The organism is Pedobacter cryoconitis, assembly GCF_014200595.1.
In the GTDB taxonomy this organism is placed as follows: Bacteria; Bacteroidota; Bacteroidia; order Sphingobacteriales; family Sphingobacteriaceae; genus Pedobacter; species Pedobacter cryoconitis_C.
Genome location: NZ_JACHCG010000001.1, coordinates 2,251,729 through 2,276,407 on the forward strand (window position 1 = coordinate 2,251,729; position 24,679 = coordinate 2,276,407).

A 24,679-nucleotide genomic window follows, 5' to 3' on the forward strand; every position below is an offset into this window, starting at 1 on the left:
TCATCTGATAAAAAATAATCAGCAAACGTCAGGTGATTCATAAAACGCCTTACAGACTTTTTCGGATCACGGAGAAGCTCAGGACGAGCTACAAATCAATTAGTAAAGGAAGCAAAAGTTTTTTTATAATTGATCAAAGTTAACATAGTATACATTTCAATGTAAAAACGCAATCGTAATAATAAAATAGCCCTTTACGTTTTTTTGGCGGTTGAAGTTAAATTATTTATTATTTTAGTTAACAATTTCTAATATTCTAACCAAAGCTAATTTATGGGCCTGAGACGCTTCTTCCTGATTTTTTGTATGCTGGCAATTTTTGTGTTTGCGCTTGTACAATGTACACAGGTAAAAAGTAAAAGTAATGATAGCAGAGGGCCTGCCTATGCAGGGAGTTCTACCTGCGTAAGTTGTCACAAAGACCTTACAGAATCTGCGGTTCACAATTCCCATTTTAATGCTTCAAAGATGTTGACCAAAACTAACTCTGCCGACAGCCTGCACATTCCTGATGGTGAGTTTATTTTTAATGAACAGACTAGAGTTCAGGTCAAAAATCGTGCTGATGGCCTTTATCAGTCTGCAATGATCAATGGAACTGATAGAAAAACTGAGCATACAGACATGGTTTTTGGCGCAGGAAACAGTGCTTATACATTCGCATATTGGTATGGTAAACAACTGATGCAAATGCCATTGAATTACCTGACCAAAGAACATCAATGGGTAAACAGCCCTGGTTTTCCTGATAACCAGATTTATTTTGGCAGGCCAATCATTTCGCGTTGTTTAGAATGCCATAGCTCCTTCGCTGATAAAAAGCTGGTACAGGGTGCTAATTTTTCGGTAACGGAAGAATATGTTAAAAACTCAGTTATTGCCGGTATAGATTGTGAACGTTGCCATGGCCCGGCGGCTCAGCATGTAACCTTTCATCAGGAAAATCCTACGGTAAAAAAGGCCAATTATATGGTGAGTTATAAAAAGCTGGCGCTATTGCGGAGAATAGATGTTTGTGGGGTATGCCATTCAGGGACGGGTATCAAAACCGTGAGTTCTACCTTTAGTTTTAAACCCGGGGACACGTTAAAAACACTACCCGAATATAGTGCTTATAGAGGAGAAGATCCTGACGTACATGGTAAACAAAAGCAGTTGCTTGAGGCTAGTATGTGTTATAAAATTGGTAAGGCAGAATGTATTACGTGCCACGATGTGCATGAGAATAAGAAACCTGATCTGGTAGTTTATTCCGCAAAATGTCTTAGCTGTCATCAGGACGTGAAACATGAAACATTGAAAGATAAAAACAAAGCTATGCTGGCAAAGAACTGTATCGACTGCCATATGCCGGTTAAAGAGTCTCACGCTATTGGTTTCCAGATGAGTAACAGTAAGGAAAAAATACCTTATAAACTGCGTACACACCGTATTGCGATTTATAATGATTTGATTAAGGGTAAATAATGCTTTAAGATATTTTACATCATAATACGCTGCCAAACTGAGGGTATACGATCACCTTTTGAGAAAGAGTTTAGTAACAGTAAACGGCAGACGATACATAAGCAGCAATAATCCGGTTTAGGCATTTTAATTATTATGTTCTTATTTCAATCAAATTGTTAACTTCGCCGAATCGTTTATAGGCTTCAGTAGATTATCATTCAAAATATGTTATAAACTAATAGCAAGTTGCCCTAAAACTATACCATAACTAATATCGATTTTGATTAAAAAAAATGAAATACATTCTTAGTGGTTTAAATAATTGTTTTTCAAGTAAGAATGACACCATCATACCTGAAATTTTTGCAGACAAGAAATTTAATGGCATTGATGGCCTTCGTGCGGTGTCTATTATAATAGTATTTGTGGGCCATTTCAATGTCCATTACTCACATATAGATTGGCTTGGAACTTTGCTTGAACGTGGAGGGTTAGGTGTAAATTTCTTTTTTGTAATAAGTGGATTTTTGATCACCACATTACTACTTAAAGAAAATGCTGTTAATGGTCAAATCAACATTAAAAAGTTTTATATAAGGAGGTCTTTAAGAATCTTTCCTGTGGCATATTTATATTTAATATTTGTTTTTTTGTTAAACTATTTTCTACACTTACAAATACCAACTTCATTTTTTTTATTAGCTGCATTATATGTATCCAATACAACTTATTTAATGTATCAAAAAGATACGGTGGGCAATAGCGTATTACTTGGGCATTATTGGTCTTTATCAACAGAAGAGCAGTTTTACTTACTTTACCCCTTTTTATTTAAATACTGTAGAAAATATTTAGTAGTCATAATTCTGACAGTATTGGCAGGAATTAATTTTATTACTTTTTGGACATCACACGTTTATTTTTTTACAGCTTTTCATGGGATATTGATAGGTGCTTTGTTTTCTTTTTTGTGTTTTAGATTGCAATTAAAAAAACGTACTTTATCTTATGCTTCAGTTTATCAGGCAGTGATAATTGTACTAATTTTTGGCATAAATTATTTAAATTTAAAATATGGTGCTCTCTTAATATGCACTCTCTTCGCATTTTTTTTAATTATATTACTTGTCAATAATAGCGTTAATTTTTTCTACAGATTCCTGAATAACAGATTAATGGTATTCATCGGCATATTATCATACAGTATATACATCTGGCAACAGATCTTTATTTATCCATCAGGTTTAAATGATAAAGTTCCGCTTACGAACAATGCATTAATTGCAACCGTTTTGTCAATTGCGGTGGGTTATTTGTCGTATAGGTATTATGAAAGTTATTTTCTAAAATTGAAAAATAGATTTGGATAATGATTAAGATTAAAGGAGCTTGATGAAATAAAGGACAAGGCGCCTAATAACGCTAATTTTATATGTTATTTATTCCATATTCTGATATATCCAGTAAACGTATAAAGCCCTGCAAACTATAGTTTGCAGGGCTTTATACGTTTTAATTTAAAATCTTGTGATCCCGCTGGGATTCGAACCTGGTTCAAATATGAGCTCTGCGTGAATGTGATAAAGATAGTGAATGGAGTTTCGCCATGTGTCCTTGTATTGTGGGCGGGTCTATCTCTTGCTTGATGAATATCGTCTGGGAGTGGTCATGCAGGATAAACCACCATACTTCAGCTTCTTATTGGTGCAAATTTGTCAGAATAGTAAATTAACCTCCTTTACGACCACTACCTCTGAGTACCGGAGGTAGTATCTTTCCGGAATTTTCGTCACTATTTTCATTTTCCACTTCAGGTAAAATATTTTCGACAGCTTCCTGTGGTTCAGGCGTTAGGCTGATTTCCGATAAGTTTAAATTATTTTTTTTAGATTTATCGCTCATTTGTATTTTGAGTATTTGTAAATCGATAAACAAGGTGTTCACCAATAGATTAAAGATACTAATAATTGTAGTCTATTTTAAAGGAGCTCAGAATTTTTCAGGTGGTCAAGTTGAAAGGGGCCGCCAACCGAGTAAATGATAACTTTACCGTTGAGCTTAAACTGATCAGGGTTTGCCCGGCTTGACTCAAAATGAAAATTCTAGTTTGGTTTACGAATGCAAAAGAAAGAATTTATTTCCTTCCTCCCAAGAATTCCGCTTGATCCCTTATTTTGATATATCCTTTAAACGAAAAAAGCTTGCAATCATATGATTTGCAAGCTTTTACGTATTTTTAATACTATTCTCTGTGATCCCGCTGGGATTCGAACCCAGGACCACTACATTAAAAGTGTAATGCTCTACCAGCTGAGCTACGGAATCAATTCCTTTTTTGAAGGACTGCAAAGGTAGAAATTTAATATTAACATGCAAATCCTTATGAAAACAAAACGTCTTTAATTAGCCAACAAGCTGTTTTTCAATAGAATTAATTTTAACACATCCGTTTTAAAACCAAAACAGGGCAGAGATAATATTACCCCTGCCCTGTCTAATCTATAACATAAACCCTATTTTGCCGGTTTACTGCTCATATAAAATGTCAGTTTTCCACCCGCAGTGATATCACCATGCTTAATCGTGTGTGTAGTGATTGCCTTTCCATTCAGTAAAACCTTTTGTACATATACATTTTTATCACTCTGATTAATTGCATCCACAGTAAACGTTTTTCCATTCTCCAATTTCAATACCGCAGACTTCACAGCTGGGCTACCTAAAGAATATTCATCCGAACCAGGTGCTACAGGATAGAAACCCAGTGAAGAGAAGATATACCACGCACTCATCTGTCCGCAATCATCATTTCCACCTAAACCATCAGGCGCATTTTTATATTGCATTTTCAAGATCATTCTGATCCTGGATTGAGTTTTCCAGGGCTGATCTGTCCAGTTATATAAATAAGCGACGTGATGTGCCGGCTCATTACCGTGTACATAACCACCAACAATTCCTTCTCTGGTAATATCTTCTGTATCGGCAAAAAACTCATCAGGCAAATGCATCGTAAACAACGTATCCAATCTGTTTGCAAACTTCTGCTTCCCTCCCATACGTTCAATCAGCAATTTCGGATTCTGCGGAACAAAGAAACTATAGTTCCATGAATTACCTTCAATAAAACCCTGACCATGCGTACTCATCACATCAAATTTTTTCTGGAAAGTACCATCAGCCATTTTAGCGCGCATAAATCCGGTTGAAGAATCAAAATTATTCTCCCAGTTTCCAGAACGTTTCATGTATTCCTGGTAAATATCCTGCTTATTCAATTTTTTGGCCAATTGGGCAATACACCAATCATCATAAGCATATTCCAATGTATTTGAAATGGAAACCCCACTCTTCTCAGCCGGAATGTATCCTTTATCAATATAATCCCCTATCCCTTCATAATCCCTGTGGTTAGAAGTTACGATACAAGCCGCAAGAGCCGCTTCAGGATCACCATTATAAACCCCCTTAATAATCGCGTCCGTAACTACTGAAACACTGTGATAACCACTCATACACCAGTTATCATTTGCATAATGCGACCAGATAGGCAACATCTTCAATGAATTCTGATCATAATGCGCCATCATAGACTTCACCATATCATTGTTACGTGATGGCTGAATCAGGTTGAAAAACGGATGTAAAGCTCTATAGGTATCCCATAATGAGAAAGTTGTGTAATTCGTAAAACCTTTCGCTTCATGAACCCCCTGATCCAGTCCTTTATACTGACCATTTACATCTGTATAAACTGTTGGATTGATAAAAGCATGATACATCGCAGTATAAAAGTTCACCTTATCATCTTCTGATGTATTGACAGTAATCTTATTCAATTCTTTATTCCACTCTTCTTTTGCCTGTTTTTTAACCTGCTCAAAATCCCATCCTGGTATTTCAGCACGCATATTTTCCAAAGCATTTTCCTGGCTTACCGGAGATAATGCGAACTTGATCTTCACTTTTTCCTGATCCTCAGTTTTAAAGTCAAAATACATTCTTATCTGTTTACCAGCAATTTCAGGGAAGTTTTTTGTCTGATCAAACTTGCCCCAGAATCCCTTGTATGCCTGTTTACGGTCATAGTTTTTCTGACCATATTTAACAAATGGTTTAGAGAATGACATCGCAAAATAAACTGTTCTTGTTCTTGCCCATCCATTAGTCTGACGATAACCAGTTACCAAAGAATCATTGACTACGCGTACATAAGTCCATACATTCTTATCTTCATAGTTATAAATACCAGCTATCAGATCCAGGATAATATGTGACTGATCAGATTTTGGGAAAGTATACTGATGCATGCCCACTCTTTTCGTAGCCGTCAGTTCTGCAAGAATATTATCATCGTCTAATTTAACTTTGTAATACCCCGCTTCCGCAACTTCATTCTGATGCGAAAAGGCAGAACGGAATCCACCTTTAGGATCAGAAGCTACACCTGGATTTAACTGCAATTTGCCCTGCGTAGGCATAATCAGGAAATCTCCAAGATCTGAGTGACCAGAACCGCTGAAATGCGTATGACTAAATCCAACTATTGTTTTATCCTCATAACGGTAACCTGCACAATATTTATACACATCACCATTATATTTCCCGTTCAGTTCATACGATAACGTATCCGTTTCCGGACTTAGCTGAACAGCACCGAAAGGGACTACTGCTCCCGGATAAGTATGCCCCATTTTCTGCGTTCCTATAATTGGCTTCACATATTTAGCCAGGTCTTGTTGCGCGTTACCGATAAAGGGAATAAATAAAATACTGTAAAATAGAAATTTCTTCATCAATTAGTCTGTTTTGGTTTGTTTTTTATCAAAGCACTAATATATCACATAAGATTGTAAAACGCTGTATCATATGTGCTATATCGTTTAATCATAGTTTTCATTTACCTTTTTACAAGGATCTGACTCCTTAAAAAATGAATCTTTAACTAAAATCAGTTATTTTTGTCTCATATTAAAATACTAATGAGTAAAAGGGGTAGAATTCTGGTAGCCATGAGTGGCGGTGTAGATAGTTCAGTAGCAGCAGTAATGTTACACGAACAAGGGTATGAAGTTATTGGTTTAACGATGAAGACCTGGGACTATGCAACATCCGGAAGCAGTAGTAAAGAAACCGGTTGCTGTAGTCTGGACAGTATCAATGATGCCCGTACCTTAGCAGTAAATTATGGCTTTCCACATTATATATTAGACATCAGAGAAGAATTTGGTGATTATGTAATTGATAATTTTGTTGACGAATATCTTGCAGGCCGCACACCAAATCCATGTGTGTTATGTAATACCCATATCAAATGGGAAGCATTGCTGAAACGTGCAAACAAACTGGATTGTGAATTTATAGCAACTGGTCACTATGCAAATGTCAGACAACATGAAAACGGCAGACATGTAATTTCTAAGGGACTGGATGAAAATAAAGATCAGTCTTATGTTTTATGGGGCGTTTCTCAGGAAAACCTTGCACGTACACAATTTCCGTTAGGATCTTTTGCTAAAGCTGATATCAGACAAATGGCACTGGATATGGGACAGGAAGAGCTGGCGAAAAAAAGCGAGAGTTATGAAATCTGTTTCGTACCTGAAAATGATTACCGTTCGTTCTTAAAACATAAAGTAGAAGATCTGGAAGACCGTGTTGCAGGTGGAAATTTCATCACCAGCGATGGAATGATCGTTGGACAGCATAAAGGATATCCTTTTTATACTATCGGACAGCGTAAAGGACTGGGCATCGCTTTTGGTGAGCCTATGTTTGTAACGCAAATCCTTCCGGAAAGTAATACAGTTATGCTGGGCAGAGCCGAAGAACTGGAAAGAAGTGAAGCAATGGTACGTAACATTAACCTGATTAAATATGACAATATTTTTGAACCAATGGATAATGTGATTACCAAAATACGTTATAAAGATGCAGGTATGTTAAGTACCATCGTTCAGGAAAAAGATAGAATGCGTGTCGTATTTGACCACAATGTATCTGCGATTGCACCTGGACAATCAGCTGTGTTCTACGAAGGAAACGACCTTTTAGGAGGCGGTTTCCTTGTCTAAATAATTAGCTATCCAGCTGATCTGAAATCATATAGGGAGAAGAAGTTAATAATTTCTTCCCTCTGTATGCTTCAAAATAATAATCAATACGTCCTAAGTTTATTCCTGCAAAACCAACCTGATTGATCGTTGTGATCTTTCCGGCCCTGTTTTTAACATCCTGAGGTTTAGCCATAAAAGTATGTGTATGTCCTCCAATGATTAAATCAATATGATCATTATTCTCGGCCAAAGTCTGATCTGATACTTTCTTCTCTGAATATTTATACCCCAGATGAGACAGACATATAATTAAATCACATTTATGGTCGTTTTTAAGCAATGAAGCAGTTTCGTTAGCTTTTGAAACGGGATCCTGATAAATTGTGTTCCCATAGTTCTTCTCTCCTACGAGCCCTTTCAACTCAATACCAATTCCAAAAACACCAATCTTCAAACCGCCTTTATTAAAAATCTTAAAAGGCTGGGTAGATTTGTGCATAATCGTATCAGAAAAATCGTAGTTACTCACCAGGATCGGGAAATTAGCATGTGGCAGCTGCTTATAGAAGCCTTCCACCCCATTGTCAAAATCATGATTCCCCATTGTTGCGGCATCATATCCCATCTCGCTCATGAGCTTAATTTCAAGCTCTCCACCATATAAATTAAAATAAGGAGTACCCTGGAAAATATCACCGGCATCCAATAAAAGTACATGCTGCTGTTCTGCTCTTATCTTTTTAATCAAAGCCGATCTTCGCGCTACACCACCCAATCCCTGGTTCCTGCCACCATCCATAGCAAAAGGCTCGATCTGGCTATGTACATCATTCGTGTGTAAAATAGTCAGGTGCTTTAGTTCTCCATTTGCCAGCGCATCTAAAGAATGTATACTCAGAGCGGTCGCAGCTGCCGCAATACCACCGGTTTTTATAAATTTTCTACGATTAATCATTGGTTATCCTCCCGTCTAATTTTGAACTGATCTTTACCCCTTTATCCTTGCTTTCTTTAATATACTGAATTAACGCATCGCGGATTTTAAGTCCCAGTACTTTGCTGGAAACAGGTTTTTTAAAACTGCTGATACCATCAGCACCACCTGCGATATAATCAGAAGTCAATACGCTGTAACTTTTTGAAGGATCAAAAGGTTTACCGCCAATTAACACGTCTGCCGGTTTCTTTGCTTTGATTTTCATCGTTAAGCCACCTACGGGTTGTCCGCCGCTCACTGCAATATAATCCAGTAAAGTCTGAACGTCTGAGCCTTTCAATTCAAAAACAATCAGTTCATTTTCAAATGGCATCAGTTGAAAGACATTAGACAACGTGATCGCCCCCGAAGGTAAATCGTTACGCAAGCCTCCATTTCCGCTAGGCATGGTGAAATCTATTTGCGGAACGATTTTGCGCGCTTCAACTAAAGAGGCATCGGCAAGAAAATTCCCTAAAGAAGACTCTCCGTTCACCAGTTTTTTAGTAAGCTCATTCTCCGAATACCCTAAAACCTCATTCATTTGTGAATCCAGCTTCAGTTTATAGGGCTGATAAGTACGGATAACCGAGCTATCGGCTGTTACATCCTGTGTTACTTTATATTCTCCCCGATTTGATTTGACAACCTGATAAGTGCTGCTGCAAGCACATAAAAAGAAAGAGCCCAGAAGAAAACTGAGTGTACTGAGCTTTGTTGAATTTTGCATAGTTGAAATTAAGTTGCAAATGTAAATCAATCCCCCAATTTCCAGGTTAAAAAAAAGAGAAATCCTTGTTAAGGGATTTCTCTTTTTCATGCTTTAATACCTCTGAAAGGCTTTGTATAGCAATTGTTACAAGTTCTTGGTCAGTTCAGGGCTCATTGGTGTAACCTTAGAACGGAAACGGTGAACCAGCTCTCCTTTTTCATTAATCAGGAATTTTTCGAAATTCCATTTGATATCTCCGGTAAAATCAGAATTACTGGCAGAAGTCAGATATTTGAAAATCGGATTAATGTCATTTCCCTTTACGCTCACTTTTTCACTTAATAAAAAAGTAACGCCAAAATTCTTTTTACAGAAATCTTGTATCTCTGAATTAGTAGCCAGTTCCTGTCCACCAAAATTACCCGCCGGAAAACCAATCAGCACTACATCTTTACCATACTTCTGATGTAATTTCTCCAGGTCTTCATACTGTGGCGTATAGCCGCATTTTGAAGCTGTATTTACAATAAGAATTTTCTTACCCTTAAATTTCGAAAGCTTAATCTCTTTACCATCAATTGTTTTCATGGTAAAATCGTAAATGCTTTGCGGCGGGGTAAATAACAAACTGAATAAAATAAGTAGGGTGTTCATAGTTTTAAATTTTATGTTAGAACGAATATATGGACAAATTATTTACACGTATATAATAGGAAGGTAAACTTAATCGATTCCTATTCATTATACGTACAAATTCAGGCCTCAGATTTAAGAAATGAGCAATAATTTCAACGTCTAAATCATACTTTTTGAGATTTATTCTTAGTAGAATTTTGATTTTAGGCTTATTTATAGTTTTATTTGCAGAAAAACCTTCTAGATGGCCAAAAATTTATTAATAGTTGAATCACCTGCAAAAGCGAAAACAATAGAAGGGTATTTGGGTAAAGATTTCATTGTTAAATCGAGCTACGGACACATCCGCGATTTAATTAAAGGAGATATGGGAATAGATACGAACAATGACTTCGCCCAAACCTATGAAGTACCCGCCGATAAAAAGCAAGTGGTAGCTGAACTTAAGAAATTAGCAAAGGAAGCCGAGATGGTATGGCTCGCATCCGATGAGGACCGCGAAGGGGAAGCAATTTCCTGGCACCTGTTTGAGACGCTGGGATTGAAAGAAAACAAGACTAAACGTATTGTTTTCCACGAAATCACCAAGCCTGCAATTTTAAAAGCGATTGAATCTCCAAGAACAATTGATTATAACCTGGTTAATGCACAACAAGCAAGACGCGTGTTAGACCGCCTGGTAGGTTTTGAACTTTCTCCGGTATTATGGAAAAAAGTGAAACCTTCTTTATCGGCTGGTCGTGTACAATCGGTAGCGGTACGTCTTATTGTAGATAGAGAACGTGAAGTAAATAAGTTTAATGCGGCCGCTGCCTATAAAATTACAGCGCGGTTCAGCACAGGAAAAGCAAGGGAATTTGTGAAAGCAGAATTACCTCAGCGATTTGAACAGGAAGCAGAAGCAGAGAAATTTGTGCGCGACTGTGTCAATGCCGGTTTTAAAATCAGCAGCCTGGAAACTAAACCAGCTAAACGTAATCCTGCGGCACCTTTTACTACTTCGACCCTGCAACAGGAAGCATCCCGGAAACTGGGCTTCCCGGTATCACGTACCATGCAGGTTGCACAACGTTTATATGAAAGTGGAAAGATCACTTACATGAGAACGGATTCGGTAAATTTATCTGAAACGGCTTTAACAGCTGCGGCTAATGAGATCAATTCCGCTTACGGACAGAAATATCATCAGCTGAGAACTTATAAAACTAAATCCGCGGGGGCTCAGGAAGCGCATGAGGCCATCCGCCCTACTTACTTTGATCAGCATACCGTAACAGGTGATAGTTCTGAGCAAAGGCTGTATGAGCTGATCTGGAAACGCGCAATCGCTTCTCAAATGAGCGAAGCACTGTTTGAAAAGACGACTGCACAAATTGCAGTGAGCACACGCAGTGAAAGCCTGGTCGCAGAAGGTGAAGTCATGAAATTTGATGGTTTCCTGAAAGTTTACCTGGAATCAAGTGATGATGAAGATACTGAAGACAAAGACAATGAGAATATCCTTCCTCCTTTAGCTAAAGGTCAGGACCTTTTGCTGAATGTGATGAATGCAACAGAACGTTTCTCCCGTCCGCCTGCAAGATATACAGAGGCGAGCCTGGTTAAAAAACTGGAAGAGCTTGGTATTGGCCGCCCGTCAACTTATGCGCCTACCATTTCTACGATTCAAAACCGTGGTTATGTAGTCAAAGAAGATCGTGATGGTCGCAGCCGTTCATTTGGTTCGATTATCCTTGAAAATGGTGAAGTTACTAAAGCCATTAAAACTGAAATTACCGGTGCGGAAAAATCTAAATTATTCCCTACGGATATAGGCGAAGTTGTCAATGACTTCTTAGTAGAACATTTTAAAGGTATTGTTGATTTTAACTTTACGGCTAAAGTAGAAAAGGAATTTGATGAGATTGCCCAGGGATTACAGAACTGGACAAAAATGCTTCATGCTTTTTATACCCCTTTCCATAAGGAAGTTGAAGTGACTACTGAAACTGCCGACAGAGCAAATGGGGAACGCTTATTAGGTGTTGACCCGATAAGTGGTAAAAATGTTTATGCTAAGGTTGGAAAATTTGGCCCTCTGGTACAAATCGGTCAGAATGACGACGAAGAGAAACCAAAATATGCAAGTCTGATGAAATCTCAGTCGGTAGGTACAGTAACTCTTGAAGATGCCTTAGAGCAGTTCAGGTTACCTTTCCAGCTGGAGAACTATAAAGATAAAGAAGTTGCTGTAGGTGTTGGACGTTTCGGCCCTTACGTGAAATGGGGTGAAACTTATATTTCCATTCCTAAAAACGAAGATCCGTTAACAGTTGATCAGAGCCGTGCAATCGTCATTATTGAAGAAAAAATTACTGCTGATGCTCCTGTAGCGCATTACGAAGGATTACCGGTTACTAAAGGAACCGGACGTTTCGGACCATTTATCAAATGGAATGATTTGTTTATCAACGTACCTAAAGCTTATAACTTTGATGAATTATCTGATAATGATATCAAAGAACTGATTGGTAAAAAGGTAGAGAAAGAAGCGAACAGGTTTATCCAGCAGTGGACTGCCGATAAAATTGCTATCGAAAACGGCAGATGGGGACCTTTCATCCGTTTTGGAAAAGATATGCTTAAACTGGGTAAGAACCCGGCCACTAATGATAAGTATACACCTGAAGAACTGGCTGTACTTTCGCTGGAAGAGGTTAAAAAGCTGATTGTTGAGCAAGTTCCGAATGCTTTTGAGCCAAAGGCGACAAAAAAGAAAGCAGCTGGTACTAAAGTTGCCGGTACAAAAAGTGCAGCGGTAAAAGCGCCTGCAAAGAAAAAAGCCCCAGTTAAAAAGAAATAAAATATGAAGAAAGATCTGCCGGAAAATATTGTGGAAGACCTTGCCATGGCAGTCGTATTGATCAGTGAAACGCCGGAAGTTAAAAACTGGACTGTTTACCTGATCAATCTGAAAAATGTACAAATTGATAATGTACTGATCAGCTCCAAAGGATATGGCGAAAAGGATGGCAGACTCGTAAAGACTTCTGTATTGCGTCACTTTTTAGGTGATGTACCAGCTAACTCCTTTAAAGGAGTGGAAGCGATAGATACAGAAGTTTTCGGACTGACAAATGAATATTGGCTGAGTTATTATATTGACGGTACTATTTATGATAAGAAATTTATCTTTTTACCAGAAAGTATAGTGGATGATAATCTGATCAAAATACCCCTGATGAATAAACCGGGCGTGATGATTAAATAAATTTCCAGTTCGATAATTTTTCGTATTTTCCCTGAGATATCTATTGCAAGGAAAATATGAACACTGAGAACAACGCCTTTTTTAAAAATAAAAAACCAATCTTAATTGGTTCAATTGCAGTTATTCTGATCGGAATAGCTGCTTTTTTTATTTTCAGAAAACATAAGCCGGCAGAAATGCAGCAGGCTTATGCGAAATATATTGAAGGCTATACTTCTGGTACGGTCTCTAAAAAGAGTTTTATCAGAATTCAGCTGGCCAGCCAGGTGAAAACAATGGGTGAACTGGGTAAACCGGACGAGCGTAATTTGTTCAGCTTCTCCCCTTCCGTAAAAGGTAAAACTTACTGGATAGATGCGCAAACCGTAGAATTCAGGCCGGATGAAAAATTAGAATCCGGAAAAACATATACAGCCAGTTTCAACCTTGGCAAAGTAACTGAAACGGAGAAAGATCTCGAAGAGTTCGATTTCGAATTCAGTGTCATCAAACCCGGTTTGGTACTTAGCCAGAATGGTCTGATTTCCCAGAATAATACTTCCCTGGGCTATATGAAACTGACCGGAGAAATCAGCACGGCTGATGAAGAAGATCCTAAACAACTGGAAAAATGTCTGGAGCTTGAATTTGATCAGCACTTAAAGATAAAATGGCAGCATAGTCCACAGAAAAACTCTTCCACTTTTCTGATTGATAGTATCAAGAAAACATCAAAAGAAGAAAAACTGGTTCTTAAATGGTCTGGCGATGCAATAGACGCTAAAAACAAAGGTGAAGAGAATTTAGCTGTGCCGGCAAATGGCGTATTCAAAGTGCTTGCTACAAAAGCCATACAGAATCTGGAAGATTATGCATTGGTACAGTTTTCTGAACCAGTAGGTATCGGACAGGATTTAACAGGTTTGATCACACTGGGAACGGGTTCAGATTTAAGGTATACCATAGATGGTAGCCAGGTTAAAATTTATACGCCGGAACCATTACTTGGAAATTATACCTTAACCGTCAACAAAGGAGTTGTCAATAGTAACGAGCGCGTACTCAATGCAAGTACAACAGCCAACATTGTGTTTGAGAATAAACTGCCTACGGTGACTATTGCCGGCAGCGGAACAATTCTTCCCAATTCAGGCAAATTGGTCCTTCCTTTTGAGGCAGTGAACCTGAAAGCTGTAGACGTGACGATCGTTAAAGTATATGAGAATAATATCCCGCAGTTCTTCCAGAACAATAACTATAAAGAAGCAAACGAATTAAGACGTGTTGGTAAACCATTACTGCAAAAGAAAATCCGGTTAGATGAAGATAAAACGCTGAATCTTCATAAAAAGAACCGGTTTGTACTGGACCTTGATAAAATCCTTAAAGCAGAACCTGGTGCCATGTACAGGGTAACTTTCAGTTTCCGTCAGGCTTATAATATTCTGAATTGTACTGAGGGTACGGCTGTTAAAGAAAATCAGGAGGAGAACGAATATGAATATTATAGTGAAAAGATAGACGAAGATGATGACTTTTGGCGCACCTACAATAACTATTACAGCCCTGACTATAACTGGAGCGATAAAGACAACCCTTGTACACCATCTTATTATACGAGTGACAAATTTGTAAGCCGGAATTTATTAGTCTCCAATATCGGACTGGTGGCTAAAAGAGGAAATGACAACAGCATGCTGATTGTTGCGACCGATCTCCTGACAACGAAAGGATTAAGCGGGGTTACACTTGAATTACTGGATTATCAGCGCCAGGTTATTCACACTGTGAAAACTGATGGCGATGGGATGGCTTCCTTTGACTTGAAAAGAAAACCTTTCCTGCTGGTTGCCAAAAATGGAGATGAACGCGGATATTTAAAGCTTGATGATGGAAATTCACTTCCGCTGAGTCGTTTTGATGTTGGTGGTGATGTGGTACAAAATGGCTTAAAAGGATTGATTTATGGAGAACGTGGTGTCTGGAGACCAGGAGATTCACTCTTCTTATCTTTCATTCTGGAAGATAAACTGAAGAAACTTCCTGCCGCCTATCCGGTTACTTTTGAACTGTATAATCCACAGGGCCAACTGGTCAAAAAAGCAATCAGCGGTGCCTCTTTAAATGGATTTTATGCCTTCCGTACAGCGACTGAAAGTACTGCACCTACCGGAAACTGGGTAGCGAAAGTAAAAGCAGGCGGAGCTTCCTTTCAAAAAACAATCAAGATCGAGACGGTTATGCCTAACCGTTTGAAAATTGGTTTTGACATAGGCAACCGTAAATATTTAGGCACAGGGGCAACAGCAACTGCTGCCCTTTCTGCCAACTGGTTATTTGGCGCAGCTGGTAAAAACCTGAAAGCTAAAGTAGATGTGAATTTGAATACCATGGAAACTACGTTCCCTGGATTTGGTGGTTATAATTTTGATAATCCAACTGTAAATTTCGTCTCCCAGGTTAAAACTATATTTGAAGGCAGACTGAACGAAAACGGAATGGCAGCTGTCAATACAAATCTGAACGATAATGCAACCGCACCGGGAGTACTGAAAGCTAATTTTACCACCAAAGTATTTGAAGCAGGTGGAAATTTCAGTATTGACAATTTCTCTGTCCCCTACCACGTATTTACCAATTATTATGGGATCAAAGCACCAGAGGGAGAAAAATTAAGCGGAATGCTGGTGACCGGTAAAGATCATAACTTTAGTATCGTGAATGTAAACCGCGATGGTAAACTGATTGGTGGTTCTAAAAATGTTCAGGTAGAATTATACAAAGTACAATGGCGCTGGTGGTGGGAACAGGATACTCAAAATTCCTTCGCTAATTTTACTCAGAACGAATATAACAAGCTGATTCAGAAAGAAAATGTAACCTTACAAAATGGAAAAGGGAACTGGACGTTACACATTAATGAACCCGAATGGGGACGTTACCTGGTTTTGGTCCGCGATTTGAATGGAGGCCACGTAACCGGTAAAGCTGTTTATGTAGATTGGCCGGGATGGGCACAACGCGAACAATCAGCGAACCCGACCGAAGCATCCATGCTTTCTTTTACTGCAAATAAAACTAAATTCAAAGTAGGTGAAGACGTAGTCTTAACGATCCCTACCGGCGAAAACGGAAGGGCTTTAATCTCTATTGAAAATGGAAGCCGGGTTTTAAAAACTTATTGGACGGATACCAAAAAAGGTCAGACTCAATTTAAATTCAAGGCAGAGAAGAATATGGCGCCAAACGTGTTTGCGAACATTACGTTATTACAACCGCATGCACAAACAGTCAATGACTTACCAATCCGGATGTATGGCGCTATTCCTTTAATCATTGAAGATCCGGAAACGATATTAAAGCCAGTCATTAAAATGGCTGACAAGATCAAACCTGAAACTGAAAATACGATTACCGTTTCTGAACAGAACGGAAAAGCAATGACCTATACGATTGCACTTGTAGATGAAGGGTTACTGGACTTAACAAGATTCAAAACTCCGGACCCGCATGCTGTATTTTATGCACGTGAAGGTTTGGGCGTTAAAACATGGGACCTTTTTGACTATGTATTAGGTGCATGGGGCGGTAATCTGGAACGCATTCTAAGTATTGGAGGTGATGGCAGTGCAAATCGCAACCTGAATCCTGCAAAAGCAAACCGCTTTACTGCCGTTGTTAAATACTTAGGCCCATTTGCTTTAGGCAAAGGGGGCAGTCAGACGCACAAATTCAAGTTACCGCAATATATTGGCGCAGTCAGGGCAATGGTTGTTGCCGGACAAGACGGTGCCTATGGATTTGCAGAGAAATCTGTGCAGGTGAAAAAACCATTAATGGTATTGGCGACCTTACCAAGGGTTATAGGGCCAGGGGAAAGTTTCACTTTGCCAGTCACCGTATTCGCAACAGAAAAGAATCTTAAAAATGTAAACGTACAACTGCAAACACAAAATCTACAGGTAGCAGGTGCTAAAACAAGGCAATTAACTTACGCGCAACCGGGTGAACAAATGGCTTATTTTGAAGTCACTGTGCCGCAAATGACAGGAATTGCTAAAGTGAAAATTGTAGCACAAAGCGGAGCGGAGAAAGCAGTTTACGATCTTGAACTGGATATCAGAAACCCAAATCCATATGTAACTAATGTAGTTTCTGCCATCATACAGCCGGGGCAAAGCTGGACTGCAAATTACCTGCCTTTAGGTATTGCAGGCAGTAATTCCGGAAGCGTAGAATTATCGGCTATCCCACCGGTTAACCTTAAAAAGCGACTAAGTTACCTTATGCAGTATCCACATGGTTGTGTAGAACAGACAACTTCGGCTGTGTTCCCGCAATTATTCCTGAATAAATTAAGCCCGCTGACTGAACAGCAGAAAGCCCAAACGGATAAAAACATCAAAGCTGGAATTAACAGACTGCGTTCTTTCCAAACTACAGAAGGCGGTTTAGCTTACTGGCCGGGTGAGCCTGCTGCTGATGAATGGGGGACTAACTACGCCGGACACTTCCTGGTAGAAGCACAAAACGGTGGTTATAATATTCCTGTGGGTATGCTGGACGAAGTTTTACGTTACCTGAAAGGCAAAGCAGGAAGCTGGGTACCCAATAGCAACAATTTCTATGGCGGCGATCTGTCACAAGCTTATCGTTTGTATGTACTGGCGCTGGCGCGTAAACCAGAAATGGCAGCCATGAACAGGTTACGCGCTTTTGAATATCTGTCAGTTAGTGCTAAATGGAGGCTTGCAGCTGCTTATCAGCTTGCAGGACAGGCTTCGGCTGCTAATGCGCTGATCAAAGGCCTTGAAGTAACGATCAAACCTTATACACAACTGGGTGGCACTTATGGCTCTGATAGTCGTGATGAAGCCATGATCCTGGAGACTTTAACGCTGATGGGACAAAGAGGAAAAGCAGCACAGGTATTACAAACGCTGGCAGCTAAATTAGGTACAAATGACTGGTACAGTACACAAACTACAGCGTATAGCTTATTAGCCGTGGCCAAATTTTGCGGACAGAATTCAGCTTCTGCCAAATTGAACTATAGCTATCAGCTGGATGGAAAAAAAGGAACGTTGAATGCAAACCAATACTTAAGCAGTTTACCTATCAATTTTAAAGGAAAAACAGCAGTAGTGACTAATCATGGACAAACTGTACTTTTTGCCCGGTTAATTCTGGATGGACAACCAGCCGCTGGTCAGAATAACTTCAAACCTAACAACGCGGAGATTCTGGATATGTCGATCAGCTATAAATTACTGAACGGGAAACCAGTTGATCCTTCAGTTTTAAAACAAGGATTGGATTTCTACGCTGAAGTAGTCGTAAAAAATCCGGGTAAAATGGGTCTTTATGAGCAGATGGCCTTAACACAGATATTCCCTTCTGGCTGGGAAATTATCAATACAAGAGTAAATGATAACGAAAGTATTATCTCTTCCTCTCCGTATACTTACAGGGATATCAGAGATGATCGCGTATTCACTTATTTCAACCTCAGAGAGAATGAGACGGTAACTTATAAAGTATTGTTAAACGCTTCATATATTGGTAAATACTACTTATCAGCAGTACAGTGTGAGGCCATGTACAACAATACAATTAGTGCAACACAAGATGGAAAATGGGTGCAGGTGATTAAATAAAAATGAACATAAAAATAAAGCCGGTATCAAAACTACTGATTGGCGATGGTATAGTATTCCTGTTATTATGTTGGTTTTTAGTATGCCTGCCTGCCAGACTGTTTGTCTCTCCCACTTCTTATGTCGTGGAAGCTTCCAATGGAGGACTATTGAATGCCGCCATTGCCGCAGATGGGCAATGGCGCTTTCCTGCTGCTGACACTGTACCTGACAAATTTGCAAAATGTATTGTCGCTTTTGAGGACAAAAGGTTTTACAAACATCCCGGGATTGACATTTTGGCTATGGCAAGGGCGATGAAACAAAACTTCCGCGCCAAAGGAATTGTAAGTGGCGGCAGTACGCTGACCATGCAAACTATCCGGCTCAGCCGCAGACAAGACCGTACGGTTGCTCAAAAGTTATTCGAAATCTTACTGGCAATCCGTTTAGAGGTTAGAAGTTCAAAAAAAGAAATCCTCAAATTATATGCTGCCAATGCACCCTTTGGAAGTAATGTGGTTGGCCTGGAAGCAGCAGCCTGGCGATATTTTGGCAGGAGCCCTCAGTCACTTTCCTGGGGAGAAATGGCAACATTGGCCGTTTTACCCAATAGTCCGAGGTTAGTACATCCGGGCCGTAATATTACAAGGCTGATTACCAAGAGAAATAACCTGCTTGATGAGCTCGCTAAATTAAAAATCATTGATCAGGCTACGGCCAATCTGTCCAAACTAGAGCCCGTACCCGGTAAACCAAGGCCGTTACCACAAGACGCTCCCCATTTATTGAATAGATTTAAAACTGAAAGAATCAGTTTAAAGATCCCGAACACGCGTGTAAGGTCAACTTTAGATGAATCCTTGCAGTTAAAGATCAATTCCTTATTAAAAAGATATAACAACCGCTATCGCGCAAATGATATTGATAACATTGCTGCGCTCGTCCTGAATGTAAAAAACGGGACAGTGATGGCTTATGCAGGGAATATTTATCAGCCGGAAAATGCAGCATTGGAAAGTCATGTAGACATGATCAAAGCTCCGCGCAGTCCCGGCAGCACCTTAAAACCACTGTTATACGCCAGTATGTTAAATGACGGACTGATCCTTCCTAAAACTCTGATTCCGGATATCCCTACTCAAATCGGCAACTATTCTCCACAAAATTATGACCTGGGTTACGATGGAGCAATTGCTGCCGACCGTGCATTAAGCCGTTCACTGAACATTCCGGCAGTTCGTTTATTACAGACTTATAAATATCCCCGCTTTTATGATCAATTAAAAAAACTTGGATTTTCAACGCTTAACCAACCGGCAGATCATTATGGTTTGTCATTAATTCTTGGAGGCAGTGAAGTCACCTTGTGGGATCTTGCCAAAACTTATATGGGCATGGCCAGATCACTCAACCATTATAATGACTATAAAGGATATTATAATCCACATGATTACGACGCCCCGGTTTATGTACAGTCAAAAAACACAGAAAAACCAGATGAAAATGAAATGCAGCGTAACTCCTTTCTGGATAACGGAGCTATCTGGAGCACATTTAATGCAATGGAAGAATTGATGCGCCCCGGTGACGAAGGGCTCTGGGAGCAATTTTCTTCTGCACAACGTTTAGCCTGGAAAACCGGGACAAGTTTTGGTTTCAGAGATGCCTGGGCAATTGGCCTTACGCCCGATTATGTAGTTTGTGTGTGGGTAGGAAATGCAGATGGTGAAGGCAGGCCCGGATTAACAGGAATTGATGTTGCGGCGCCTGTATTATTTGATATTTTCAGGCAATTACCTAAAGGTAAATGGTTTGAAACACCAAAAAACAAATTGAAACAACTGACGATCTGTCGTCAAAGTGGCTATAAAGCCAGTCAATATTGTCCTGACCGTGTTAATGAGCTGGTTCCTTTTGCGGGAGAAAAAACTGTAGTTTGCCCCTACCATAAAATCATACATCTTAACCAGGGCGCTGCTTTCAGAGTCACAGATCAATGTGTAAGCCCGGCAGATATGGTCCACCAACCCTGGTTTATTTTGCCGCCAGCAATGGAATATTATTATAAGATCAAGCATAGCGACTATAAACCTTTGCCCCCATTTATGGAAGGATGCGGCGATACCGGTAATAATTATGTAATGGATATGATCTATCCGAAGAATAATGCCGCTATTTATATTCCCTTAGAGTTTGATGGCAAAAGAGGAAAAGTTGTATTTACAGCAACGCATAAAAATGCTGCCGCTCAGATATACTGGCATATAGACAATGAATATGTGGCCACAACCGCGCATACACATCAGCTGAGCCTGAGTCCGGCACCCGGCAAGCATACCTTAACACTAGTGGATGATCAGGGAGAAAGATTTGTTCAGCAGTTTACTATACTGGACCGGGATAAAAACTAATCAGCCGTTAAAGGACGGATTAATTTTCGTTCTGCCCCGCCTATCACGATCAGGTACTGCGCAATCATGTAAATTACACTAATCAGCAGATCAGAAAATTCAAAGGGGCTAATAAAGTAAGTATGCGCTAAAAGTGCATCAGCAAAGATAAAAAACAAGACACCTGTAAGAATCAGCTTAAAGCTCAGTTGATTTACACGTTGATTTCTAAAGGCGGCCATCATAATAAGCAGGGCGACAATAAAAATGCAGGCCAGTACAGGTAACCTTAAGGTACCCAAATGTGGTCTGAGATAGAAATAAAAAGCAGTAAAAGTGATGGCGCTACTGAAAATGGCGATCCTTGCCCCTTTTTTATCAAGCTCTTGCGCAGAGCGAAAATCAAGGTAAAAAGCACCCATATAAAACAGATGGCAAATCAGGAAGGCGACCAGTCCATAAGAAAACCAGGACGGATTATAGCCCCTCAGCAGAAACAAAGCACTGCCGGTAAGGGCAAAAACCAAACCTGTAAATAACCTTTGATGGAAACGGCCGCTTAACTTTGTAGTCAGGCAGAAAAACACCATTAGTACCAGCGTAATGCACGGTATCAGACCATAGTTTAAAAGCGTAAATTGCTTGTATCCGGAAGCCAGCACCAATATAAATAGCAGTGCATAAGCCAGGTTAAATAGCAGGTATTTTTTTATCAACCCCATATATCAGGATAATTGTGTTAATCACCCGAAGTAAGAACCAGGAATTATTGTGTTAAAGCCTGGTTCTCTATGTGATGATAGAAAAATCGATCCAATAGAAAAAAGCTAATTAATAGCTTCTTTCTCTGTTGTTGTTGTTGCGTTTGAAACCACCGCCACCACCACCAGCACCGCCAGTATTAGGTTTTTCCTGTGCTTCAGCAACTTTAATACGGTTACCATTGTAATCACCACCGTTCATTCTCTTGATCGCTTCTTTAGCCTCTTCGTCTACTGGCATCTCTACGAAACCAAAACCACGACTCTGACCAGTTTCACGATCTTTGATAATTCTAAGTGATTTTACCTGACCGAAATCACCAAATACGGCTGTTAATTCATCTTCCCCTACTTCTAACGGAAGGCCTGTAATAAATATCTTCATTAATGTCTAAAAATTTCCTCAAAGGTACAAAAACCATACCTTTTATTTGCAATCAGATTGTAAGTAATCGATAAAATATTTATTTAATTGTTTAAAGTCCGTAAACACGAGCTATAAAACAGCGCCGGTCGACTCAATTGTTCTTTCCATGCAAAAGTCCCTGCCTTCATAATTCCATTCCAGCATCAGCTTCCATGTGCCTTGCGGAATAGCATCAATAGGGATATGCAGTAGCCCCCACTCATCACTGCGTAAAAACTTGATGTCCTGTTTAAGCTGAGGGTCCGAAATGCAATTGAAAAACACTTTTACGGCCACCGGATGATCGAAAGAAAAAGTTACCGTTTTCATCTGTTATCATTAAGCTATCATTCATATTGCCTGATATTAACAACACAACAACAAATTTATCCGCAATGTTTTAAAAAACTTAAGGAACAGCCTTTATCCTATCTTCCTGCCATTTTGATCAGCTTATGTGCCAGGTCTTTCCCAAGGTAATTATCAATGATACCATGAACCAGGTAAAGTATAGGCGTCATCAGAATAGCTACCAAAAACTTATAAGTATAATTCACTAAACCTATCGCTGCTACCATTTGCCAGCTCCAGTGATATTGAGGATTTAAATAAAAAGCAATAAATATGACGACAAAACTATCGATCAGCTGAGAAACCAGTGTAGAGCCGGTAGATCTAAGCCATAAAGCGCGTTCACCGGTTATTTTTTTAATTTTATGAAAGATCAGCACATCGGCAAACTGGCCAACCAGAAAAGCGACAATAGATCCGACAATAATCCACATTCCCTGCCCGAATATACCTGCAAAGGCATTATCCATATTCACCTGCTGCCCATTAATCTGCTGATTTACCCAGAAATCTGACGAGCTGAGGTTCATTGCACCCCAGACAATAAAAAAAGCATATCCAATCAGCACAGCAGTTAATACCGAAAGAAACCGTACCTGCTTCATCCCGAAATATTCATTGATAATATCAGTCATGATAAAGATCAGCGGCCAGGTGAGCACCCCGGCAGACATATGAAATGATAAATTTGGAACACCTAACAAATTGATATTAAAATGTTTGATTCCGAGTGTGGCTTCCACACTAAATATTTTAACGCCAATAAACTCAGATAGAATAGTATTAGCTACAAAAAAACTCCCTAATACGAGTAATAACCTGCTCTCTTTTGTTTTAAAAGTCATAATGCTAAAATCATAAATATAGATGAATTTTAAACGGGCTCTTAATTTATTTTATAATTTTGCCGTCACATGATAGCTACATACTCGAAACTTCCGGGAACATCCAATAGTATTTTTTCAGTGATGTCCCAGTTAGCGGCTGAACACAACGCCATTAACCTTTCTCAGGGATTCCCTGATTACGATTGTGATCCTAAATTAATTGAACTGGTTGCTGATGCCATGAGAAGCGGACATAATCAGTATGCACCGATGGCTGGTATCCAATCTTTAAGAGAACTGGTTGCCGATAAAGTAAACCTGAAGTATGGATCAAACTACCACCCCGACACTGAGGTAACCATTACCGCTGGTGGTACACAAGCGATTTTCACCGCTCTGACTGCTTGTATTCAGGCTGGTGATGAGGTTATTATTTTCGAGCCTGCTTACGACTGTTATGCACCTACCATAAAAATGCTGGGCGGCCTGGTTAAATCTTATGAAATGATACCTCCCGATTATACAATTGATTGGGAAATGGTCAAAAAACTATTCACTGCCAATACAAAAATGATCATTCTGAATAGTCCGCATAATCCAACTGGTGCGGTATTGACAGAGAAAGATATCAAAGCGCTGATTAAACTGACTAAAGGTACTGATGTATTAGTGCTGAGTGATGAAGTTTATGAGCACCTGGTTTATGACGGTGTAAAACATAATTCTTTAGCTTCGTATGCAGAGTTACGTGACCGGACTTTCATTGTGGCTTCTTTTGGCAAGCTATTACACACAACAGGCTGGAAAGCTGGCTATTGCATTGCACCTGAACAATTAATGAAAGAGTTCAGGAAAATACACCAGTTTAATGTTTTCAGTGTAAACACTCCGATGCAGGTTGGAATTGCCAATTACCTGAAAGATCCTGCTGTTTACCTCGGATTAGCTGACTTTTTCCAGGAGAAACGTGATTTATTCCGTTCTTTGCTGGAGCAAACCAAGTTTAAATTACTACCTTGTAAAGGTTCCTACTTTCAATGCGTGAGCTATGGCCATTTTAGTGACGAGGAAGATACTGTTTTAGCAAAAAGGTTAATTACAGATTTTGGTGTGGCATCCATCCCCGTTTCCGCATTTTATATCCGGAACACGGATCACCAGGTACTGCGCTTTTGTTTTGCTAAAAGGCAAGATACGCTCGAAAAATCCGTTGAAAGATTAATGAAACTATAATTTTCACTTGCCTA

General features: G+C 39.4%; 17 protein-coding genes and 1 tRNA gene. 8 read left to right on the forward strand and 10 right to left on the reverse strand.

Annotation, left to right across the window (positions count from 1 at the left end):
* The first annotated feature begins 273 nt into the window (after nt 1–273).
* Nucleotides 274–1,467 (forward strand): cytochrome c3 family protein, encoded by a 1,194-nt coding sequence (locus tag HDE70_RS09400; protein WP_183889573.1) that lies wholly within the window; start codon nt 274–276, stop codon nt 1,465–1,467.
* Nucleotides 1,468–1,742: 275 nt separating this feature from the next.
* Entirely contained in the window at nt 1,743–2,819 is a 1,077-nt protein-coding gene (locus HDE70_RS09405) for an acyltransferase family protein (protein ID WP_183889575.1), read from the forward strand.
* A 358-nt stretch (nt 2,820–3,177) separates the two neighbouring features.
* Here HDE70_RS09405 and HDE70_RS09410 read toward each other — a convergent pair whose 3' ends face one another.
* The 3 genes from HDE70_RS09410 to HDE70_RS09420 all read right to left on the reverse strand — a co-directional run bounded on the left by HDE70_RS09410 (nt 3,178) and on the right by HDE70_RS09420 (nt 6,245).
* Nucleotides 3,178–3,351, reverse strand: coding sequence for a hypothetical protein (locus tag HDE70_RS09410; RefSeq protein ID WP_183889577.1), 174 nt, complete (start codon nt 3,349–3,351; stop codon nt 3,178–3,180).
* A gap of 350 nt (nt 3,352–3,701) precedes the next feature.
* Nucleotides 3,702–3,774: transfer RNA gene (locus HDE70_RS09415), tRNA-Lys, on the reverse strand.
* Nucleotides 3,775–3,962: 188 nt separating this feature from the next.
* Nucleotides 3,963–6,245 (reverse strand): GH92 family glycosyl hydrolase, encoded by a 2,283-nt coding sequence (locus HDE70_RS09420; RefSeq protein WP_183867042.1) that lies wholly within the window; start codon nt 6,243–6,245, stop codon nt 3,963–3,965.
* Between the two features lie 186 nt (nt 6,246–6,431).
* Between HDE70_RS09420 and mnmA the strand changes: the two genes are divergently transcribed.
* Nucleotides 6,432–7,523, forward strand: a complete 1,092-nt coding sequence (gene mnmA / locus HDE70_RS09425) for a tRNA 2-thiouridine(34) synthase MnmA (protein ID WP_183867041.1) — start codon at nt 6,432–6,434, stop codon at nt 7,521–7,523.
* A gap of 4 nt (nt 7,524–7,527) precedes the next feature.
* Here the strand turns inward: mnmA and HDE70_RS09430 are convergent, their stop codons facing one another.
* The 3 genes from HDE70_RS09430 to HDE70_RS09440 form a co-directional block, all read right to left on the reverse strand.
* Nucleotides 7,528–8,460 carry a bifunctional metallophosphatase/5'-nucleotidase gene (locus tag HDE70_RS09430; protein WP_183889579.1) on the reverse strand — a complete coding sequence of 311 codons (933 nt, stop codon included), beginning with the start codon at nt 8,458–8,460 and terminating at the stop codon, nt 7,528–7,530.
* Complete coding sequence (locus HDE70_RS09435; protein WP_183889581.1) at nt 8,453–9,211, reverse strand: 5'-nucleotidase C-terminal domain-containing protein; 759 nt, start codon at nt 9,209–9,211, stop codon at nt 8,453–8,455. The genes HDE70_RS09430 and HDE70_RS09435 overlap by 8 nt, the downstream gene beginning before the upstream one ends.
* Before the next feature lie 126 nt (nt 9,212–9,337).
* A complete protein-coding gene (locus HDE70_RS09440) occupies nt 9,338–9,847 on the reverse strand; it encodes a glutathione peroxidase (RefSeq protein WP_183867038.1) in 510 nt (169 codons plus the stop codon).
* Between the two features lie 226 nt (nt 9,848–10,073).
* Between HDE70_RS09440 and topA the strand changes: the two genes are divergently transcribed.
* From topA to pbpC, 4 genes are read left to right on the forward strand one after another with little or no spacing between them, the layout of a single operon-like run.
* Nucleotides 10,074–12,671: a type I DNA topoisomerase gene (topA, locus tag HDE70_RS09445; protein ID WP_183889582.1), complete on the forward strand. Its 2,598-nt coding sequence runs from the start codon at nt 10,074–10,076 to the stop codon at nt 12,669–12,671.
* A 3-nt stretch (nt 12,672–12,674) separates the two neighbouring features.
* Nucleotides 12,675–13,079, forward strand: coding sequence for a hypothetical protein (locus tag HDE70_RS09450; protein WP_183867036.1), 405 nt, complete (start codon nt 12,675–12,677; stop codon nt 13,077–13,079).
* Between the two features lie 56 nt (nt 13,080–13,135).
* Nucleotides 13,136–18,715 (forward strand): alpha-2-macroglobulin family protein, encoded by a 5,580-nt coding sequence (locus HDE70_RS09455; protein ID WP_183889584.1) that lies wholly within the window; start codon nt 13,136–13,138, stop codon nt 18,713–18,715.
* A gap of 2 nt (nt 18,716–18,717) precedes the next feature.
* On the forward strand, nt 18,718–21,108 hold the full coding sequence (gene pbpC, locus HDE70_RS09460) for a penicillin-binding protein 1C (RefSeq protein WP_183889586.1): 2,391 nt from the start codon (nt 18,718–18,720) through the stop codon (nt 21,106–21,108).
* Here the strand turns inward: pbpC and HDE70_RS09465 are convergent.
* The 4 genes from HDE70_RS09465 to HDE70_RS09480 all read right to left on the reverse strand — a co-directional run bounded on the left by HDE70_RS09465 (nt 21,105) and on the right by HDE70_RS09480 (nt 23,450).
* Nucleotides 21,105–21,809, reverse strand: a complete 705-nt coding sequence (locus HDE70_RS09465) for a lysoplasmalogenase (RefSeq protein ID WP_260160229.1) — start codon at nt 21,807–21,809, stop codon at nt 21,105–21,107. The two genes, pbpC and HDE70_RS09465, sit on opposite strands and share 4 nt — an antisense overlap.
* A gap of 109 nt (nt 21,810–21,918) precedes the next feature.
* A complete protein-coding gene (locus HDE70_RS09470) occupies nt 21,919–22,233 on the reverse strand; it encodes an RNA recognition motif domain-containing protein (protein WP_068398171.1) in 315 nt (104 codons plus the stop codon).
* A gap of 111 nt (nt 22,234–22,344) precedes the next feature.
* The gene (locus HDE70_RS09475) at nt 22,345–22,584 is read right to left on the reverse strand and encodes a hypothetical protein (protein WP_183867033.1); all 240 of its coding nucleotides are present in this window, start codon (nt 22,582–22,584) and stop codon (nt 22,345–22,347) included.
* 98 nt (nt 22,585–22,682) lie between these two features.
* On the reverse strand, nt 22,683–23,450 hold the full coding sequence (locus tag HDE70_RS09480; protein WP_183867032.1) for a queuosine precursor transporter: 768 nt from the start codon (nt 23,448–23,450) through the stop codon (nt 22,683–22,685).
* 69 nt (nt 23,451–23,519) lie between these two features.
* Here HDE70_RS09480 and HDE70_RS09485 point away from each other — a divergent pair, with 69 nt between their 5' ends.
* Complete coding sequence (locus HDE70_RS09485; protein ID WP_183889588.1) at nt 23,520–24,665, forward strand: methionine aminotransferase; 1,146 nt, start codon at nt 23,520–23,522, stop codon at nt 24,663–24,665.
* Nucleotides 24,666–24,679: the final 14 nt, after the last annotated feature.

Coding starts and splice junctions, on each gene's coding strand:
- HDE70_RS09400 (WP_183889573.1), top strand. CDS start 274: ATGGGCCTGAGACGCTTCTTCCTGATTTTTTGTATGCTGGCAATTTTT.
- HDE70_RS09405 (WP_183889575.1), top strand. CDS start 1,743: ATGAAATACATTCTTAGTGGTTTAAATAATTGTTTTTCAAGTAAGAAT.
- HDE70_RS09410 (WP_183889577.1), bottom strand. CDS start 3,351: ATGAGCGATAAATCTAAAAAAAATAATTTAAACTTATCGGAAATCAGC.
- HDE70_RS09420 (WP_183867042.1), bottom strand. CDS start 6,245: ATGAAGAAATTTCTATTTTACAGTATTTTATTTATTCCCTTTATCGGT.
- mnmA (WP_183867041.1), top strand. CDS start 6,432: ATGAGTAAAAGGGGTAGAATTCTGGTAGCCATGAGTGGCGGTGTAGAT.
- HDE70_RS09430 (WP_183889579.1), bottom strand. CDS start 8,460: ATGATTAATCGTAGAAAATTTATAAAAACCGGTGGTATTGCGGCAGCT.
- HDE70_RS09435 (WP_183889581.1), bottom strand. CDS start 9,211: ATGCAAAATTCAACAAAGCTCAGTACACTCAGTTTTCTTCTGGGCTCT.
- HDE70_RS09440 (WP_183867038.1), bottom strand. CDS start 9,847: ATGAACACCCTACTTATTTTATTCAGTTTGTTATTTACCCCGCCGCAA.
- topA (WP_183889582.1), top strand. CDS start 10,074: ATGGCCAAAAATTTATTAATAGTTGAATCACCTGCAAAAGCGAAAACA.
- HDE70_RS09450 (WP_183867036.1), top strand. CDS start 12,675: ATGAAGAAAGATCTGCCGGAAAATATTGTGGAAGACCTTGCCATGGCA.
- HDE70_RS09455 (WP_183889584.1), top strand. CDS start 13,136: ATGAACACTGAGAACAACGCCTTTTTTAAAAATAAAAAACCAATCTTA.
- pbpC (WP_183889586.1), top strand. CDS start 18,718: ATGAACATAAAAATAAAGCCGGTATCAAAACTACTGATTGGCGATGGT.
- HDE70_RS09465 (WP_260160229.1), bottom strand. CDS start 21,809: ATGGGGTTGATAAAAAAATACCTGCTATTTAACCTGGCTTATGCACTG.
- HDE70_RS09470 (WP_068398171.1), bottom strand. CDS start 22,233: ATGAAGATATTTATTACAGGCCTTCCGTTAGAAGTAGGGGAAGATGAA.
- HDE70_RS09475 (WP_183867033.1), bottom strand. CDS start 22,584: ATGAAAACGGTAACTTTTTCTTTCGATCATCCGGTGGCCGTAAAAGTG.
- HDE70_RS09480 (WP_183867032.1), bottom strand. CDS start 23,450: ATGACTTTTAAAACAAAAGAGAGCAGGTTATTACTCGTATTAGGGAGT.
- HDE70_RS09485 (WP_183889588.1), top strand. CDS start 23,520: ATGATAGCTACATACTCGAAACTTCCGGGAACATCCAATAGTATTTTT.